Annotated in this window: 12 protein-coding genes; 5 read left to right on the top strand and 7 right to left on the bottom strand. The window is 50.8% G+C overall.

The genetic code is table 11. The features are described 5' to 3' along the window. Nucleotides 1-13: 13 nt before the first annotated feature. Nucleotides 14-838 carry a TIGR02147 family protein gene (locus tag ACJMNB_RS10445; RefSeq protein ID WP_405342183.1) on the bottom strand — a complete coding sequence of 275 codons (825 nt, stop codon included), beginning with the start codon at nucleotides 836-838 and terminating at the stop codon, nucleotides 14-16. 234 nt (nucleotides 839-1,072) lie between these two features. Here ACJMNB_RS10445 and ACJMNB_RS10440 point away from each other — a divergent pair, with 234 nt between their 5' ends. Then, nucleotides 1,073-3,073 (top strand): immune inhibitor A domain-containing protein, encoded by a 2,001-nt coding sequence (locus tag ACJMNB_RS10440; RefSeq protein ID WP_405342181.1) that lies wholly within the window; start codon nucleotides 1,073-1,075, stop codon nucleotides 3,071-3,073. A 113-nt stretch (nucleotides 3,074-3,186) separates the two neighbouring features. Here ACJMNB_RS10440 and ACJMNB_RS10435 read toward each other — a convergent pair whose 3' ends face one another. Next, nucleotides 3,187-4,764, bottom strand: a complete 1,578-nt coding sequence (locus ACJMNB_RS10435; RefSeq protein WP_405342178.1) for a sialate O-acetylesterase — start codon at nucleotides 4,762-4,764, stop codon at nucleotides 3,187-3,189. A 200-nt stretch (nucleotides 4,765-4,964) separates the two neighbouring features. Between ACJMNB_RS10435 and ACJMNB_RS10430 the strand changes: the two genes are divergently transcribed. Next, nucleotides 4,965-6,446, top strand: a complete 1,482-nt coding sequence (locus tag ACJMNB_RS10430) for a glycoside hydrolase family 5 protein (protein ID WP_405342176.1) — start codon at nucleotides 4,965-4,967, stop codon at nucleotides 6,444-6,446. A gap of 34 nt (nucleotides 6,447-6,480) precedes the next feature. Here the strand turns inward: ACJMNB_RS10430 and ACJMNB_RS10425 are convergent, their stop codons facing one another. The 3 genes from ACJMNB_RS10425 to ACJMNB_RS10415 form a co-directional block, all read right to left on the bottom strand. Then, nucleotides 6,481-7,998, bottom strand: coding sequence for a hypothetical protein (locus ACJMNB_RS10425; protein WP_405342174.1), 1,518 nt, complete (start codon nucleotides 7,996-7,998; stop codon nucleotides 6,481-6,483). Nucleotides 7,999-8,181: 183 nt separating this feature from the next. Next, nucleotides 8,182-9,324 carry a hypothetical protein gene (locus ACJMNB_RS10420; protein WP_405342172.1) on the bottom strand — a complete coding sequence of 381 codons (1,143 nt, stop codon included), beginning with the start codon at nucleotides 9,322-9,324 and terminating at the stop codon, nucleotides 8,182-8,184. A gap of 2 nt (nucleotides 9,325-9,326) precedes the next feature. Beyond that, nucleotides 9,327-10,172, bottom strand: coding sequence for a TIGR02147 family protein (locus ACJMNB_RS10415; protein ID WP_405342170.1), 846 nt, complete (start codon nucleotides 10,170-10,172; stop codon nucleotides 9,327-9,329). A 221-nt stretch (nucleotides 10,173-10,393) separates the two neighbouring features. Between ACJMNB_RS10415 and ACJMNB_RS10410 the strand changes: the two genes are divergently transcribed. The 3 genes from ACJMNB_RS10410 to ACJMNB_RS10400 are packed head-to-tail and all read left to right on the top strand — an operon-like array spanning nucleotide 10,394 to nucleotide 14,342. Then, entirely contained in the window at nucleotides 10,394-11,245 is an 852-nt protein-coding gene (locus tag ACJMNB_RS10410) for a TIGR02147 family protein (RefSeq protein ID WP_405342168.1), read from the top strand. Further along, nucleotides 11,245-12,429, top strand: a complete 1,185-nt coding sequence (locus ACJMNB_RS10405) for a carboxypeptidase regulatory-like domain-containing protein (RefSeq protein WP_405342166.1) — start codon at nucleotides 11,245-11,247, stop codon at nucleotides 12,427-12,429. The genes ACJMNB_RS10410 and ACJMNB_RS10405 overlap by 1 nt, the downstream gene beginning before the upstream one ends. Nucleotides 12,430-12,473: 44 nt before the next feature. Next, nucleotides 12,474-14,342: a glycoside hydrolase family 5 protein gene (locus ACJMNB_RS10400; RefSeq protein WP_405342164.1), complete on the top strand. Its 1,869-nt coding sequence runs from the start codon at nucleotides 12,474-12,476 to the stop codon at nucleotides 14,340-14,342. A gap of 79 nt (nucleotides 14,343-14,421) precedes the next feature. Here the strand turns inward: ACJMNB_RS10400 and ACJMNB_RS10395 are convergent, their stop codons facing one another. Both ACJMNB_RS10395 and ACJMNB_RS10390 read right to left on the bottom strand, forming a co-directional pair. Continuing rightward, the gene (locus ACJMNB_RS10395) at nucleotides 14,422-16,248 is read right to left on the bottom strand and encodes a carbohydrate-binding domain-containing protein (RefSeq protein ID WP_405342162.1); all 1,827 of its coding nucleotides are present in this window, start codon (nucleotides 16,246-16,248) and stop codon (nucleotides 14,422-14,424) included. Nucleotides 16,249-16,426: 178 nt separating this feature from the next. After that, nucleotides 16,427-17,707, bottom strand: a complete 1,281-nt coding sequence (locus ACJMNB_RS10390) for a polysaccharide deacetylase family protein (RefSeq protein ID WP_405342160.1) — start codon at nucleotides 17,705-17,707, stop codon at nucleotides 16,427-16,429. Between the last annotated feature and the right edge of the window lie 22 nt (nucleotides 17,708-17,729).

The raw sequence follows: 17,729 nt of genomic DNA, 5'->3' as shown, positions 1-17,729 counted from the left end.
CTATCGTTAGTGGCTAGTCCAAATTTGAGAACAGGTGGATGTTCATTTGGTACACGCCGTCGGCTTTTTCCTTGTCTTCGCCGATAATGCGCCTTGCCTTGGCCTTGAATTCCTGCAGCTCCGCTTCCAGTTTCTTGTAGGCATCGCTGGAAATGCTGAAAGTGAGGGTGCTCATGACGGTCGGTTTCTTGGGGGGCGTCATGAGGGCCTGTTTCGAAAGTTCAAAGCACTGTAACTGATACTGTTTGACAAGTTCCGCGTTGTTGTAAGGGCCGCTGCTGATGCTTTCCTTAGTGGGCTTCCAGAATCCGTCCTCGTTTTTACGGGCCAGTCCCAGCCTTTCGAGGAGGGCGAGGGAATCTTTCAGCTTGCCAAGCGGAACCTTGGGGAAGATGCGCTTTTGCACCGGTGTCATGTCGTCGTCCACGTCCATGGCGTCCAATATGGCAAAAAGGGCGCTGTTGTACCAGTGGCTGTAATATTCGTAGGCGTCTTCGTTTAAAATGTGTTGCGGGTTGGGGTGCTGTTTCAGGACTTCTTGCATGGCGGCGTTGCGTGCGGCGTCGCTTTTGGCCTGGTCCAGTTCCACCAGGGTTTCGAAGTATTTGGCTTCTTTCTTGTCGAGTTCCAGGATTTCGATAAACTTGGCCACCATGCGGGGGCTGACCTTTTTCCCTCTGAGAACGTCGGCGAAATAGCTGCGGCTTTTTTCGAGGCCCAGCAGGTTGCAAATTTCGGTGCGCGTAAAATGGGGTTCCGCCTTGGCGCGGACTACCTGGTATTCTTCCAGAAATTTACGGAAGTGCGTAAATTGGTAGATGTCTAGAAAACGGTTCACAATTTAAATATATATAATTTTTGAGAACAATGTCAATAAAAATTTAACTTAGGGAAAACCTGCCGAAAAACCTGCAAAATGGCCAAAAATGAGAAAAAACGGGACTTTTTGAATCGGATTCATGAAAAATGGCATTGAAGAGACCTTTTTGCACAATGCTAACACGATTTTTCCTGCCGAGAACATGCTTTTTATATGAAAAAGGATTATTTTTAGAGAAAAGGATTTTGGGTCATGAACAAGGTTGTATCGATTTATTTGGTTGCGGCGGTTGGTGCCCTGGTAACTCAGGCTTTTGCTCGTCCGGCTGCGCCAAGTTTTCAGACTGTTTCGAACAAGGACGGCAGTTCCGTCTCGATTCGCTATTTTGGCGATGAACATTACCATTATGCGGAAACCTCTGATGGATACCTTGTCATGTTGGATTCCGCAGGCAACTGCGTGTATGTCGGTGAAGATGGCAAGTCTTCCGGCATAGTTGCCAAGAATGTAGAAGACCGTACCGACAAGGAAAAGGCCTTTTTGAACGGGTTGAACCAGGAGGCGGCCCACCAGAAACACGAAGAATTGCGTGGAGGTCGATTTCCCGAGGACAGTTCGTTAACGCAGAAATCTTCTGTGGCGCAAACCGCCGTAATGGCGTACAACCAGGATGGTGTTCCTGTGGCGCTGAATCGACCGACCCCTTCAAAGTGGACCAAGGGAGAACGAAGTTTCCCGGTGCTGTTGATCGGCACGACCGACAAGGCCCATGGGGATTCCGCAAAATTTGCCGACTTCTTGAATAAGCCTGGCTATAGCGAAAACCGCAATATCGGAAGCCTTCGCGATTATTTCTTGTTCGTATCTGACAGCCTGTTCGACCCGCATTTCGACGTGTATCCGATTGATATCAATGCGGCCCTTACGGATTTTGGTTACGACTCCAGTTTCCAGGAAGGCAAGTTTATTGCCATGGGGATAGATGAACTGGCAAAGCGTGCAGACTTTTTAGCTAACGCCAAAAAGTATTGCTCCAGCGGTTCCAACATTGATGGATTCTTTTTCTTGTTTCCCGGCATGGAAGAAGACGCCCTTAAGCAAAGCGATCTTTTCTGGGGACACCAGTTCTGGATGCAAAGCAACGGGTCTTCTAAAAATAGGTGGTTCCCGTCTGCTTACAAGGCTGGCGGCTACACTTTCGATGCTTACGTTTTTATAGCCCAGTATGCCGATAGATCCCGGAATTCGAAAATCAATAAGATGGGAATTTTTGCCCATGAATTTAGCCATGTGATGGGACTGGGCGACCATTATGGTAGAGATCAGAACAATCAACAGATTGACGGCCCCAGTATCTACGATATCATGTCGGTAGGAATGTACAATGGGAGTTCTATCGACGAGGGTAATGCTCCTATGGGGTATTCCGCCTTTGAAAAGGAATCCATGGGCTGGTTGACTCTTGAAGAGCTGCAGGCGGACTCCGTTTATTCTTTGAGAAAATTGAGCCAAATGCAGGCCTATTCGGTCACGAATCCGATGCAGGCCGATGAATACTACATTGTAGAATACCGCCCCGCCGAAAGCTATGATGCCTATGTGCCGCTGATTAGGGGTGGCGGTCGCCAGAATGGTGTCTATGTGTGGTACATTGACTACGACAAGACGATTTTTGTGAACCAGAATAATGCCAATGGCGATGTGAATCACCAACGCGTGGCTATTAAAGGGGTCCTTGCGGCAAGTGGTTACTATGCGGACTTCTCTTATGTGAATAGGAACGGAAAAGCTTCGGTCCCGGGCATTTATAACATTGTGCTCGACGGAACCGATAGGGTCTGCTTTACGACGGCAAAAGACAAGTCCCTTTCGGAATGCCCGGAGGAGGTGTCCAGTTCTTCTGTCGAAAGTTCCAGCAGCGTGCAGAGCTCTAGTAGCGAGGTTGTATTGGAATCTTCATCCAGTGAACAGGTGCCGCCGGAGTCCAGTTCTTCTGAATCTGTTAGCGCCGTTATTGCGGGTGTCGTTGCGCCGCAGGTGCAGTACACGTTTGAAGGTCGCTTGCTCCATGTGCAGGCCGATGTGCCGGGCGTTAAGGATGTGCGTCTGTTCGATATGCAGGGTCACTTGCTCTATTCGGAAAAGTTCTCCGGCAGTGCCGTGACGCTTGATCTCGGTGGCATGAGCCGCGGCGCATTCGTGATGCGTCTGACTGCCGGCAATAAGACTCTTGCCGTAAAGCGTCTGCAGTAAATGTTGTAAATAACGTCGCGATGCAAGTGCCCAGAGAGGCATAACACGTGTCGCAAAAAAATAAGCCCGTCCGGATAAATCCGAATGGGCTTAGGTTTTATTTGAATAAGATTTTATTTCGCGATTTTGAGCCGCAAGGTTTTTCCGGCGGTTGTTTTTGCGATGAACATGCCGCCGTGTTTTACGAGGGCTTTAGCGTTAGAGCGGAGCTCTTGCAGTCCTGTTGCTTGGACTATGCCCAAGTAGCCGCCGTTCATGTCGAAGATGCGGTAGTTTTCTGCTTTGGTCGCAAGCGATGCCGCGGGCTTGACGAATTCTGTACAGTTGACGAAGCAATCAATATCGTCTTCCCGTAAGACAAAATTAAAGAAGTCTACGTCCATCCAGGAGCCGGTCACCGTGAATCGCAAGATGTGCTCACCTGTAGGGAGTTCCACTGTTGCTATCACGTTACTGTAATCATTGTAGTTGTCTTCACCTTCGTTCTTGGGTACAGAAATCACTTCGGTGATGTTCTTGCCGTCTAAAGACATCTGGAAACTAGAAGTCTCGTTTGCAGAAGCGACTGACGCATATAAATGGTATTCGCCCGCTTCCTTCACATTCACACTATATTCGAGCCATTCGCCTTCTTGGTTGTAGCCCACAACATAGCCGGTTGCTTTCTCGTAGATGTCGACGCCCGTGCCTTCGCGGTAGTTGGATTTGCCGTGGTCTTCGGAATCGTTTTCTTTGTAGGAGTCATTGCCGGAACCCACGCCTGGAATGTCGAAATCTTCGGCCTCGATTTTGCCGGGGATTTCAAATGCTGTTCCCTTGAAGGGCTGTTGCGGTACCGGTTCTACGGGGGCGCGGTTCACGGCTTTGAGCATCTGTTCGGCATAGCGCTTGCCGAAGGTCACGTAGGCATCGTGATTAAAGTGGTACCGGTCCACGCCGTTGCCGCCGAGGCCTTCGGAGGAAGCGTAGTAGGTGTTGTCCATGGTGTTTGGGAGCTTTGAAACGCGGTCTGAATAGCAGCAGCCTTCGCGCAGGAGTTCGCCTGCCACGAAGGGTACCGTGTCGGAACTCATGTTGAGTGCGGTGAGAATATCGTCGCGGGTCTTCTTCACGATTTTCGGCCAGTCGGAATATCCGCCGTCGGTTTCACCCTGGTGGAAAATGAACCCCTTGATGACGCCCACTTCTTGGGCCTTCTTGGCGATGTCTACGATAGTCTTGTAGACGTTGCCGTCGCTTGCGTATTCCTTGGCGTAATTTTGCAGCCAGGATTCTGCCGAGGCGAGGTAGCTTGCGTATTGATCTTTGTCGAATGCCTTGATGCTTGCGCCGCCAATAGCAACCGGAATAATGCCAATGGTGACATCGGGCATGCTGTCTGCCATGGTGCGGCCGAACCAGTCTGCAATAGAAATGGTATTGCCGCAGTTAAAGAGCGAGGGCACGGCGGGGTAGACTTCGCCTAGGGTGTTGCGCCCCTTGCCGCTACACTTTTGCGTGGCAAAAATTTTGAAGCGCGGGTGCTCAGCCTTGTCGGCGCTTTGTGCGTCGGCGGTGCCGCCCATATTGGACTGCCCGTAGGCGATGTAAATGTGAAAATTCGGGTCCGGAGCCGCGTGGAGTTGCCCGAACGTGGAAAAGCCGAGGGCAAATGCTGCCCCGGCAATAACTTTAGGAAACTTGCCAAACATACCAATCCTTTGTTGTTCACAACCCTATATGAATTTATACTCGGGATTGGGTCAAAAATCGGCTGTTTAGGCGATGATTATGGATTTTTTGTCAAAATTGATGCCTTTGTTGCGGGCCGAGGGCCGAACTTTTTGAATTATATTTAGGGCAAGGTTGTTTAAATAAGTGCCTCTGAGGTTAGAGGCGCTAAAGGGTTGTTATGAAAAGACGCATCCTGTGGACTGCGGCAATGGTCGCTTCCGTGTCTTTGGTTTCGCCGTCGTGGGCTAAAACGCTTCCGACTGCTACCGAAATGTTCAATCAAATGGGCTTTGGCATCAACATCGGTAACACGATGGAGGTTCCGGGCAATCCGACCGGTTGGGGCAACAAGTTCCCGACGGAGGCTTACATCGATTCGGTGAAGGCGGCCGGGTTCAGCACCATTCGCATTCCCTGCGCTTGGGATAGCCACGCAAAAGACGGCGCCATAAACCAGAGTTGGATGGACTCGGTGCAGACGGTGGTGGATATGTGCATGCGCGCGGGGCTGGTCACGATTCTCAATATCCACTGGGATGGCGGTTGGCTCGAAGGGAACCTCAGTGACGACAAAAAAGACGAGGTGAATGCCAAGCAGAAATCGTACTGGACGCAGATTGCGACGCACTTCAAGAATTACAATGAGAACTTACTTTTTGCGAGTGCGAATGAACCCGCTACTACTGACGAAAATTACAAGCACGAAACTGAAATCCTGATGACGTACCACCAGACTTTTGTGGATGCGGTGCGTGCCACGGGCGGCAATAACGAAAGCCGTACGCTGATTATTCAAGGGCCTTCAACCAGCGTGGACCGCAGCTGCGAAGTCATGCCGGTGGATAAGCTTCCGAAAGATAAGATTGAAAACCGCTTGATGGTGGAGGTGCATTACTACGATCCCTACACTTACACGCTTATGAACGAGCCTGCCGATTGGGGCGCCATTGTGCAACCGCAGTATTACTGGGGCACGGGCGACAATCTCGCGACTGGTGACGATGTGGTGTACAACTGCGGATACAACGCTTGGGCGAATGCCATGGGTGACCCCTGCACCGGCGACCGTATGGATGACCAGTTTGGCAAAATGAAGACGACTTTTGTGGACAAGGGCGTGCCGGTGATTATCGGTGAATTCGGTGCCAACGACCGCGTAGGCGTCTTGACGGGTGACAAGTATACAAAACACCGCAAGGGACGTCTTGAGTATTATGACTACCTGATGAATTCCGCAAAGAAGAATAAGGTGGTGCCCATTGCTTGGGATACGGGTCACGAAGGCGAAAACAACATGACCATTATCCGCAGGCAATCAGAACCCGATGGCTCCATTTTCGATATGGAAGTGCTGAACATTATGCGCAAAGCCTACGGGTTGGGCGACTACGTGAATACGGGAATTACCCATATCGAAAATTTTGTAGATGGTGGAACCGAAGTGATAGCCGTGCGAAACGGTGGCGCTACAAGTTCCTTTGGCAGCGTCAATCTCCGCCGCGAAGGAACTATGCTTTACGCAACCGGAAACATCAAGTTGTTCGATACAAACGGCAACATGCTCCGTAGCGGTTCGACCGAACTTTCGCTGCAAGGTTTGCACCAGGGCGTTTACATTGCTAAAAGCGGCAGCAAACTGCTGAAAGTGAATATGCGCTAAGGCGGTTTGCTGCTTTGCTATTCCGATTCTATTTCTAGAGTCCGGTGTAGCTGAACGATTTGTGACTGAGCTTTTGCCCGCAACTGCTGACAAATACCGCGGTCAATTTGCCGGCGCGGATACCCGCAAGATTTCCGCCTCTTTCGCCAAATTCACGGACGAGGTTGCCTTGCAGGTCGAATAAGCGAACCTTCGTACCCTCGGGAGCACCTTGTACATACAAGAAACCATTTGATACAAACATGTTCATCGATGGGGCGAGACGATCCATCTTCAAGGCGATTGTTGAGGAATCTCCCTTGGAAGAGTCTGGCTTTATGGAATCCGGCTTGGTTTCTTCATACGGGAGCGTGGGAGTTTCCCAATTGATCCAGTCGCCATAGTTGTCAATCTTGAATCCCTTGCCGTTCGAGGGCTTTACGTGGATGTCCGTATTGGCATCCTTGTTGCGCAGGAACTTGTCGACAAATGCCGTGACCGACTGATTCTGGCTGCTGGCTGCCTGGCAGTGCTCGTGGTTGCCGGTAAAGTCGAAACCGATGCGGTCCTCGATGCCCATGGCCTTCCACACTTCGGTAGCGGCCATGAGGGACTTGTAGCCCGATTCATCGCCAAGCCATTCGTAGCCGGGGTTGCCGAGCGCGATTACTGCGCGCGGGGCAATCATTGCGATGAGTTCGTGGTGGTCGTGGGGGAGCTTGTACGGATCCTGACGCTGCAGACTCTGCATGAACCAGCTGTAGTTCGTGTTGTCAATCTTTTCGATGTTCGTGCCGCGGCTTGCGAAGTCCGCGGAAGTGCGCCAAGAGTTGATGCCACCGCCACCCGATTCCTGGGCGATGGTAAGCGTCACGCGTTCGTCGAAGGCCCCCGCAAACAGGGCCATCTTGCCCGCGTAGGAGCAACCCGTGACCGCAATCTTGCTCATGTCCAGGTGGTATTCGTCGGCAATCTGGGCAAGACCGTCAATAAGGCGGCTAACGCCCCATGACCATGCGGAATAGTCGCCGTTTTGGTTCTTGTCGCCGTAGAACTTGTAGAAACCCACGTTCGTGTCCTTCTGACCGTTCATGGAGTATTTGGCTACTTGGTCATGGCTGAAAGGAACCTGCACGAAGCCGCTGAACAGGCTCGAAGAGAGCGAACCCGTGCCACTGTTCATGCCGATGATAATGGGGTGCGGGCCGTTACCCGAAGGAATGCTGAACTTGGACGTAATCGTTGCAGTCTTTCCGTTTTCTTTGACGGTGACAGTAAGAGTTCCTCCGCTATACGTTGCGCTCACATCCGCGGGAATCGGTTTTTCGCCGATTTCATATTTTTCGATATCCGCCTTGATTTCGTTACGACGCTTGCTCCAGTCGCCATACTTGGTGACTTTCGAACCATCGTGAAATTCAAACGGATTCGGAAGTTTTTGGTTTGTCTTGAGTTCGCCTGCGGTGGCACCTAAGTCCTTGCCGCGGTTCTCGGTGTCAAAGTTGAGCGGTACCTCTGCAGCTACCGCAGAACATAAGCCAAAAAGAAGCACCGAATAGAGGCTCTTTTTCATCTTTTCACTCCTTTCACCAAACACACACCAATCCCACTGTGTTAAGTAACACCATTTATATGTGATGATTTAAATATACGTTTGTACAATATGAGTTGAATTGTATAAATTCTTTTACTGTGGACAAATGTGTCTACACCCCGCATAAAATACGGGATTTTCGTCAAATTTTTGAGGATTTTTTTATTGAATTTTGTCCACACCTTCAAATACGATGTCGTCGATTTGAAGGAATGTGCCGCTCTTGATGTATAGGGAGAAGATTCCTATTTCGGTCGCGATATCGCTGAAATGGACCTGGTAACTGTCATCTCGTAAGGTTTCTTCGCCAGGACGGAATACGATTTCGTGCCAGTTCTCGTCAGCAAACCCTTTCCATAGAGCCCTGCTATGCACATTGTTTTCTACTTCCTTGTAATGTTCTAGCGTCACATAGAAATTGCAGTCGCTGCGAACCTTCATGCGGATTGCTGTAAGGCGGGACATGTCGTAGTAACCTGTGTCGAGCCCAAGGTGAGTGCTGATCATTACGAAGCCGGTGTCGGATATATCGAATTTGAGGGAAAGGAATTTTCCGCCAAAGCGATTGTCTTTTTCAAGCGCGCCGGTAAAGCCGGTGGTGGAATCCGGGACGATGAACTTTGCGTTGCCTACGGGGGTGTAGTTCCATCCGGAATTCGGATAGATTTTTGCAAGGTTGTTCAGGCTGTCGCCGTCGTTGAAGTCTTCGAATACGAATTCGCGTGTGACATCGGGGATGTGGATCAATGTGTCTGCGGTGGCGCCTGTATTGAGCGTGACCGTCGCAAACAGGGAATCACCTGCGACAATGTTGAACATGCCTGCCGGTACATGGGCGAATGTGTATTCGCCCCCGCTGCGTGAGGCGGTGTAGGGGGTGGAATCGAGTGCGAGCGAGTCAAATAGAGCGGCGTAGTCAGCCTCCGCAGCACCCGTGCGCACAGTAAGGCTCGCCGAAGCGTAGAGCGGAATTTCGCTCTGGGCCGTGTCAAACGATGTCCATGCCATTAGCGAGGAGTCTTCGCCTGCGATGGCTTCGACAAACGCATCGTTTGCGAGGGTGTCAGCGTGCAATTCGAACTGGGCGATGCCTGCTGTATCCGCTTCAGCGCTCCCCAACACGGCAAGCGTTCCCTTGGCGTAAAGCGTGACGCGCGCACGGGGTACCGGCATGCGGTCAGCGTCCACCACGGTAATAGCAATCCCGTTCGTGGTTTCGCTCGTAGCCCCGGCGCTGTCCGGATGCGATTCGGAACATGCCCAGAAAAAGGCGGCGAAAATCATCAATGCAAAAAAACGAACCATCGTCAATCTCTTTTCTTCATCATCGGGAACAACTGGAAATTTAGTTGATAAACGCTGTCGCAAATCTGGGAGGGCATCGAGTTTGCCACGTTTACGATAGATTTTCGCGCTTCGGCGATAATATCGCGAATTTTTTGAATTTGCGAGGAATCTAGGGCCATGGTGAGGGTGCTGATGTCACGGTTTTCCTTCGGGGTTTCGGCAATCGAACGGTGTGCCAGCTCGGCGATGCTCCTCTGGTATTCGCTAATGGAGGCGCTCAGCCAATGTTCCTGTGTTTTTAGATGTGCATCCGTCGGGACAATACGCCCGTCCTTTCTCTGGTGGGCGAGCCCGAGTTGTAATAGGGATTCTACGGCGTTTTCAACTTGGCTTGCGGTAAGTTTCGGAATGCAACATTCCCCGAGTGCTGCGGCATGCTCTGGACTGCGGTAGTCAAACACATCCAGCGCAGAACGAATCATCGGGTAATACCATTGCTGAAAATAGCGATAGCGGGCCTCGTCCAGTTCGCGGCAATTTGACGGGCGCATTCTTTGCAGCGATTCAAAATGCATGCGGACTTCTGCGTTGTTTTTCGCCTTTGCGTAGGCGATCATCTCGCGGAAGTATTCAGACTTTCCCTCTTTAAACCGAAAGAATTGAATAAAGGGCTCTATTCCCTTTGAAGAGATGTGCCGCTTGCCTTGCAAGATTTTGAGGAGAAGACTTGCATCCATGTTAATCGCAGCGGCGAACACGCGATAACTGAAAGTCGGGTCTAGCGACTTCTCCAATTCGTAAAAATCCGACAGGAACTTGCGATAGTCGGAATAGTCGTAGATGTTTATCTTGTTCCTTGCAAACATGGGCAAACCTGCATTCAAAAATACATTTCTTCTTTATAAATAAATATCGGTTTGACCTGTTGAAAGCTCAATTTTTACGAATCTGTTGACATTTTTGTCCACACCTGGGTGAAAATGGGCGGATTTTACCGTTTTTTAGCAAAAAAGAGCGTTTCCAATATCTGTGTAATTATATTTGTACGTGTATTGACTTTTATGCTAAATATTGTATATTTACGGGTATGAGTGGTGTTTCCAAAAAGTCTGTAAAAATAGAATTAAGCGTTTTTATGTATTTCGATTATCGGGAATACATCAAGGACGTTTTGGAAATGCTGCAGAAAAAGGGTCTTTCGATACGCTCTGTGCAAGAGGCTGCAGGCGTGTCGGGCTCGGCGTTCTTTAGTAGAATTCTGGATAGAAGTCGCCCCTTGTCGCTTGCCAATGCCAAGCTCATTGCAAATGCCTGGTCCATGAATGACGAAGAATCCCAATATTTTGTGGATTTGGTGAATTTTGGCAATGAACGGGATATTGACCACCGCGAAGTTCTCCTGAAAAAATTGCTCTCGGCTAGAAGCCGCAACAAGGAATTGGCCTTGCAAGATGGTGCCCTCAAGTTTTTCTCCAAATGGTACTATCCTGTGCTGCGTGACTTGCTGCCGTTGCTCCCTGCGGGTGTCTCGGCCGAGAAAATTGGCCGCATGTTTACGCCTGTTTTGCGTGCGCCGCAGGTCCAGAGCGGTATTGATTACCTGACCGAAGCTGGTTTTGTGGTAATCCAGAAAGACGGAACTTATTGCGTTGCAGACCCTATTGTGGCAACCCCTCCCCGAGTGCGGTCGACTATTCTTCGCAAGTATCATTTGAAAAATCTGGAAATCAATGCCCAGGTCTATGACGACTTTACCAGCGATGACCGGAGCATTACCAGCGTTACGTGCAGTCTTTCTAAAGAGGGCTTTGAAAAGGTTCGTGCAGAAATCGCTTCTTTTCGCGAAAAGATTCTCGCGATTGCTCGTGAAGATCGTGAGCCCGACCGTGTGTGTCATGTGGGCTTCCAGTTGGTTCCTCGCACCAAGGGGGCCAAGTAATGAATTGCATCAGAAAATTTCTCCCCATTTTTGCAGCCGCATTTGCTGCTCTTGCAGGCTGTTCCGATAATGCGGAAGTCGCTAATGGAACAGGGAGCGAAGCGGGCGAAACAGAAGTTGTGGCAATCACCTTCACAAAGCCCAATGGCGAACCTTTGTCGCGTGGCATCGCTCGATTCTGGACAATGCATGATGACGGAATGACTATTGTGGATGCCGACACCTTGAACGAAGATGGCGTAATCGGGGTCGAAAAAATCGACGAGCGCGTCTTCCTTGTAGAGGCTAGTCTCGGTGATTCTCTGTCGGCCATGCGCTGGATTCCGGCGAAAAACATCAAGACCCAAGTGGTAAAAACGGGGATGACGGCAACCCTTAAGGGGTCCATCGCAAGCCGCGGCAGGTTTGTCCAGGGCGCTTCGGTTCGCGTTTTGGATAAGTTGACCCATACCGACGAAAATGGCGTTTTTGTCATCGAGAATGTGCCTGAAGGCGTGCATTATGCTTTTGTAGATGGTGACTTTGGCAAATTTGCCTACCAGCTGCAAACGGGTTCCGAAGAAACACCTGCCACGAATAACATCGATATTGGCGATAGCGTGTTTACCGTCATTGAAGACTTTGAAAACTGGGAGAGCCGCCGGACCCTTATCGGGAAAAGCTTTGGTCAAGGCTGGTGGTTTATATGCACCGATTCCTTGCAAGGGGGCGGAAGCCGCGTCAGCGGAGGCCTTGACGACGACCGAATTCTTGTTGTCGGCGATAGCGCCAAGGATGGCCACAGTTTGCATTTGATTTTTGACATTGACGAAGAAACAGAAGGCCACTATGGCGTGGCAGGCTTTGCCATCGGTGACGATTTTGACGAAAAGGATATGCCCTCGTTCTACGATCTTCGTGCGACTAAGGCGATTTCTTTTGATGCCAAGGGCAGTGGTAGAATTTACTTGCAAATTACCAAGCGCAGCCCCGAAGGCGAGCGTGAATATCACGAAACGGCTTCGCTCGAACTGTCCGAGGATTGGCAACACTTTACCATTACCGCCGATGACTTTGGAACGGAACTCGTTGCTGTAAACACCTTGAACTTTATGGTCAATACAGACTGTGAACTTTTCCTTGACAATATCAGACTAGACGGGATATCCCCAAGTACCTGGCCTAGCCTTGGCATGGAATTTTAACCAACAAATAAAAGGGATGTTTAATGAATATTTTAAAAGTTACAATGGCGACTGCTTTGTGTGCAGTGACTTTTGCCGCCAATGCCTTTGCGACCATTCAGCCGAAGCGCGTGGGCCCGGTAAGCCAATACGGTGCTTTGCAGGCTGGTAAAAATGCCGCAGGCGAAGGCCGCATTTACGGTAGTGTGGATGGCGTGACCGACGGCAAAGAAGTTCAAGTGCGCGGTATGAGCCTCACTTGGAGCCAGTATTGGCCCTATGGCAGCAGCTTTTACGGCAGCACCTTTATCGATACGCTGGTAGGTTCCTGGAATGTTGAGCTCGTCCGTTCTGCAATGGGCGTTGTCCCGCCTTGGGGACATGGTGGTTATATGACTCGCCCCGAATATTTTGAGTCGCAGATGGATTCCGTGGTGCAGTCCGCAATCGAAAACGACGTCTATGTGCTCATTGACTGGCACAGTGAAGGTGGCTACTACAATTGTATTCATAAGGGTGTCAAGCCCGCCTATGAATTTAACGACAACAAGACTTGCTTTACTGCAAAAGACGCCGCCGATTTCTTTGGCCGCATGGCAGAACGTTACGGCAAGTATCCTCATGTGATTTTTGAAATCTACAATGAACCTGTCAGCGAATCTTGGAATGACCTGAAGTCCTATGCCGATACGGTGATTGCCGCAATCCGCCCGCATTCCAAAAACTTGGTGGTGGTCGGTACTCCCATGTGGTCTTCTATGGCGGGGGATGCAGTAAAGGCCCCGCTTGCAGACGAGAACGTGGCCTACACGTACCATTTCTATGCCAACCTTCATAAGACAGAAAGTCACCTGAAGAGTTCCAACGATGCAATGGCCGCAGGCCTCAGCGTGTTTGTGACTGAATGGGGTGGCATCGACGAAATCTTCACCAAGGAAAGCTACAAGGCGGAACTTGAAAAGTTCCTCGCTTGGACCGCCGAAAAGAAAATTTCTTGCGCCAAGTGGGATGTAGAAAAGCCCTTCCTCGAAGACAACGACGTTGACAATTACATCAAGGCAAACATTCTGCCTGCAAAGACAACTTACGAAAAGAAACTGAACTGGGAAACCGAAATTACGGACAAACTTCCTAACTTGGTGACTTACGGCAAGTCCAGTGAAATCTCTGGCAAGTGGAGCTCCACAAGCGATATTGACGACTATGGTGACGAACAGGGCGATAAGGGCAATTCCACCTTTACCGACAATTCTACCGAAACTACCGTCAAGATGGATAACATGAAGCTCGATACCGTGGGAACGGGCTTTGATTATGCCCCCTACATCCGCGCTGAATACACCTTCGATGCAAGCGTTGATCTGACCAAGTGCAAGATGGTGAGCTACAAGTACAAGGGCGCTAACCACCAGTTTACCCTTTACTACGACTGGAACGCAAGCGTAGACTATTTCGGTGAAGGCGTTTGGGATTATCCCTTCGTAGAAATGCCGTATGCTCCGGAATGGGAAACCGTGAATATTGACTTGGGCTGGATGGTGAGCAACTCGTGGCAAGCGGGAATCCCCACGACGCCGGTGTTTGACGCTGCAACGGCATTCCGTTTCGTAGTGACGAACGACATGTTCGATACCTCCCTCTGGATCGAAGATTTGAAGTGCGTCGAAGAAGTTAGCGGTTACACTCCGGTCGTGATTCCTGGTCCCCAGTCCATTACGCCTGTGGTTGCAAAGTCTAGCTACGGCGTCCTGGTGCGGGGTAAGAACATCTCTGTAACGGGAATTTCCAAGAACACTCGTTATGCTCTGGGCAACATGCTTGGCCAAATTATCGCAAGCGGAACTGCTAACGGTCAGCTGAACATGGTCGCTCCGAGAGCCGGCCGCTACGTGCTGCGCATTGGTAACATGAACCGCGTGATTAACGTCAAGTAATCTTTTACAGAATTGAAAAAGCCCCGGCCATAAGAATTATGGCCGGGGTGTTTTTTGGATGGGATTAGGAGGTCCTTGTTTATTTCTCGTAGTAAGTCATGCCGTTGGGGAGCGTAATTTCGGTCATGTCGCTCACGTCAACCTGAGCAACAGAGCCGACATCTCCGCCGTAGACAATCATGCTGCCGCTTGTGCTGGGCTTGAATGCTGCATTGCTTGTGCCGTAGGCGGTGCCTGCCGTGTAGCTTGTGGCGCTGCACTTGGGGTATTCTTCGGTGCGGCTGCCGAATCCGAGCAGTACGCCGCCGGTAATGCTGAATCCGCTATCGGTGTCGATGAGCCCGCCAGCCATGTTGGTGGAGCAAGATCCCGAGCTGTTGCCGCCCTGGCTGCTCTGATTGCCGCCTTGGCCCGGTGCAAACATCATTCCGCCGCCGTTGCTAGTGCCAATTTCCAGGAGCAATACGCCACCGCTCATGGTCGCTGTACCGTTTGCGTCAAGTACATCGATATCATTGCCTGCTGCGTAAAGGTAGTGGTAACCACCGCTGATGATAATGTAGCCCTTGGAGCTGCTAGCCATGCCGCCGGGGCCGCCTCTGCCGCCCCACTGGGAACCGCTTTGAGAGTTTGCGTCTGCGGAGCCTCCGGCCGCATTCCATGCGTCATCGCTTGCGACCGTTGCGGTCATGCCGCCTTCGGCCCGAATGTAGAATGCTTCGATGCCTTCGACTGCCTTGGTAATGTTCACGGAACCATCAGCAATGCGTAAGGTGGAATCGGCGTGAATGCCGTCGTCGCCAGCAGAAATCGTGGTGAGGCCGCCGTTAATGTAGATGTTCAAGTTGGAATGTAAGCCGTCGTCAGCCGAGGTGATGTTGGTAATGCCGCCGTTGATGTAAATGCGGTTATCGGTGACGATGCCTTTGCCCTTGCTGGTAACGTTGATGAGCGGAATCGATGTCGAGTCGGCGATAAAGATATAGTTGAAAGCCTGGATGCCGTCGTCGCCGGCGTTAATTTCGAATTCGCCACCCGTAATGACAACGATTCCCTTGTTTTCGGTGATGGTGTTTTCGTCTTCGCCTTCGTCGCTCTTGATGCCGTCGCCGTTTGTGGCGGTGAGGGTGAAGTAGCCGCCTTTGATGGTGACGGAGCCCTTGCCCTTGATGGCGTGGTTCTTTGCTGTGACGGTGATTCCCGGCAGGTCGCGGATGCGCAAGTCATTGCTGCACTGGATTCCGTTGTTGTAGTTTCCGATGACGGTCAAGTCGCCGCTGCCTTTGATGGTGAGGTCGTCTTTGGCGTATACGGTTGCGTTGGTGGTATCGTTTGTGCCGTTTGCCTTGGCGTAAGACTGTGTGCGGGTTGCGGCGTCTTCAAGGGAATTCTTGGTGCCGTCAACAAGCATCAAGAAAACCTTTTCGGCGTTTTGCACGTAAAGGGGAGCGTCCGTTGCGCTGGCGAGTTGCAACTCGTTCAAGTACAGGTAGACTTTGTCTGTACTGCCTGCGTTTACGATTACCTGGTTGTCGCTTGATTTGCCGGTAAGCTGGTAGTTGCCCGCGCAATAAATGGTCACCACTTTTTCTTTTTCGGAAACGCAGCCGTTGTCGTTTTCGATGGTGGTCGTGCTATTGTCAAAAGTGATGACCGGGTCGCCAGAAATTTCGGAAACGTCAACAGGTTCCGAAACTTCGGGCTCAGAATCTTCTTGGGGAATTGTCGGGGTGCTCGGAGTGGATGGAGTCGAAACAGGCGTAGATTCGCTGCCTTCAGTAGTAGAGTCAGTTACCACGGTGCTTTCAGCTTCGGTTGCCGTAGTTGCGTTGCTGCTGGAATCGCCACAGGCGCAAAGTGCAAGCGCGGTGCCGCAAACGAATAATGTCGATTTCAGTAATTTCATAAAACACCCCTTTGTTTTTCATAAAATTACCTCTGTCAACAACAAGAAAAAAGTGACAAAAAGTTGTCACTGCATTTTGATGAACTTTAATTTGGAACGAAAATTCCCGTATGGGGCGAATTGTTCCATTAGTGGACTTTTCTTGAAATTAGTCCAATTTGGAATACTGAAGCTGTTGTTACTTAGACTGAACCTTCACGATCTTCGGCGAGAGTCCCTTTGCTTCGGCACGAATGATATAGGCTCCTTTGGGGAATCTTTCGGGGACTGCGAATCCGTTCACAGAACCGAGGTTGTTGCCGTTCATGTCGAATAGCGTGAACTTCGTATAATCGCGATTGATTTGCGAGGTTGCTCGAATTGCGATGGGATTGTCTTCGCCGTCCTTGGGCTTGCGCACGGTGAGGACCTTTGCCATAAATTCGATGATGTAGGTGCCGTCGCTTTCAGGCTTTAGGATTTTGCCGTCCTGCTCGACGATCGCTTTTTCGTCCACGGACTTGGTGTCGATTTTGACGCGGAGCGGAACGCTTTCGGGCATGTGTTCGTTGGGAACATCCCACTTGACCGTGTAGCCGTTTTCAGTTGCTGTTTTCTCGGCCTTGTCCACAATGAAGTGTGCGCGGTGGTAAGCGCCAATGGTGCCGAAGGGGGCTGTCCACAAGTCGTTTTCAAGGGCGTGCTGGAAAAGCTTCTTGATGTCCGCTGGGTTGATGGAGTAGTCGTCGCCGGTATCGTCGGTTACGCCGTGGTTCAATACCACCAGCCAAGAACCGCCTTTTACCGAGACGTCCCAAGGGTTGGCGTTGCCGAAGTCGCCGATGAATGCAGCCGTGTCCAGCGACGAGAGCATTTCGGTTACGGTTGCGCCGGAGCGAGTCCAAACCTTGGCCTGAATGCTCATCCATTTCGCTTCTACATCCCACTCGTTTCGCCCGTGCCAGCCGCAGTCGCGGTTAATAAAGTGGCGCGTGTCAATGACGGCGCTGACCTGGTCGTTGTTTTCGCAGAAAGGCGTGGCAAGCGATGTAACGCGGACCGTTGCGCCGTTCTCGGCCATGACACTTTCGATTTTGTCGGCGAAGGTGACGATTTCTTTTTCCAGTTCGCTATTGCTGCTGATGCCGCTCAAGTGGGCGTGTGTATCGGTGTGGTTCCCGATCTCGTGCCCCGCCTTTGCAAGTGCCGCAAAACCAGCCGCATTTTTCTGGAGCCCGTTCCCCATGTTCGTGAGGAAAAACGTGACATGGACGTCAGGCATTTCGTCAAGAATGGGCTTCAGGTTCTGTACCTGATTTTCAAGCGCATCGTCAAAAGTGAAACTCACGGCCCCGACGTGACCGTTCCAGGGAACCGTTTCGATAGGTGTTTCTGCTGCGACAAATCCGGTGAGGCTCATTGCTAAACTCCATGCGGTAACAGCCGCCTTTGCAGAAAATAAAGACTTTCTGTTTTTCATACTCAATACCCTAAACAACTAT

Source organism: Fibrobacter sp., assembly GCF_045131395.1.
Taxonomy (GTDB): Bacteria; Fibrobacterota; Fibrobacteria; order Fibrobacterales; family Fibrobacteraceae; genus Fibrobacter.
This window is presented reverse-complemented; position numbering and strand designations above follow the sequence as displayed.

Bases quoted from the DNA above. Each gene is read 5' to 3' on its own strand.
- ACJMNB_RS10440 (WP_405342181.1), top strand. From the start codon at position 1,073: ATGAACAAGGTTGTATCGATTTATTTGGTTGCGGCGGTTGGTGCCCTG.
- ACJMNB_RS10435 (WP_405342178.1), bottom strand. From the start codon at position 4,764: ATGTTTGGCAAGTTTCCTAAAGTTATTGCCGGGGCAGCATTTGCCCTC.
- ACJMNB_RS10425 (WP_405342174.1), bottom strand. From the start codon at position 7,998: ATGAAAAAGAGCCTCTATTCGGTGCTTCTTTTTGGCTTATGTTCTGCG.
- ACJMNB_RS10410 (WP_405342168.1), top strand. From the start codon at position 10,394: ATGAGTGGTGTTTCCAAAAAGTCTGTAAAAATAGAATTAAGCGTTTTT.
- ACJMNB_RS10420 (WP_405342172.1), bottom strand. From the start codon at position 9,324: ATGGTTCGTTTTTTTGCATTGATGATTTTCGCCGCCTTTTTCTGGGCA.
- ACJMNB_RS10405 (WP_405342166.1), top strand. From the start codon at position 11,245: ATGAATTGCATCAGAAAATTTCTCCCCATTTTTGCAGCCGCATTTGCT.
- ACJMNB_RS10400 (WP_405342164.1), top strand. From the start codon at position 12,474: ATGGCGACTGCTTTGTGTGCAGTGACTTTTGCCGCCAATGCCTTTGCG.
- ACJMNB_RS10430 (WP_405342176.1), top strand. From the start codon at position 4,965: ATGAAAAGACGCATCCTGTGGACTGCGGCAATGGTCGCTTCCGTGTCT.
- ACJMNB_RS10415 (WP_405342170.1), bottom strand. From the start codon at position 10,172: ATGTTTGCAAGGAACAAGATAAACATCTACGACTATTCCGACTATCGC.
- ACJMNB_RS10395 (WP_405342162.1), bottom strand. From the start codon at position 16,248: ATGAAATTACTGAAATCGACATTATTCGTTTGCGGCACCGCGCTTGCA.
- ACJMNB_RS10390 (WP_405342160.1), bottom strand. From the start codon at position 17,707: ATGAAAAACAGAAAGTCTTTATTTTCTGCAAAGGCGGCTGTTACCGCA.